Below are 379 nucleotides of genomic sequence, written 5' to 3' on the forward strand. Positions count from 1 at the left end.
TGTTGTTTTTACGAACGAAAGAATTAGAAAAGAAATGGGAAGGCGGACATATCCAACAATGGGCTATGGTCATGAATCAACTGTTAATTCATGCCCACCTGAAGAATCGTGTAAAGAAGTATCTAGAGTAACTTACACACTTTTCTTGACAAACCCTTACTTTACCCCTTCAATTGACGTTGAACCTGATTTTATTGACGTTTTATTTCTTGTCCTTTCGGACATTCAGATCAAAAAAAGAGTACCCTTGCGTATTATGGTACCTATAGTTAGGACACTTGAAAAAGAGTGTTTTATCTATAGGTATTTTTTTATATACTTAAACTTACTAAATAGGAACTAGGGGACAACATGAGTAAAATAACATTTTCAACTACAG

General features: G+C 34.0%; 1 pseudogene. It reads left to right on the plus strand.

Annotation, left to right across the window (positions count from 1 at the left end):
- Positions 1–131: pseudogene (locus PZE06_RS26820) on the plus strand (IS256-like element ISBsu2 family transposase); the annotation flags it as partial.
- Positions 132–379 lie beyond the last annotated feature (248 nt).

It is taken from the genome of Robertmurraya sp. DFI.2.37 (assembly GCF_029211245.1).
Lineage (GTDB): Bacteria > Bacillota > Bacilli > Bacillales > Cytobacillaceae > Robertmurraya > Robertmurraya methanolica_A.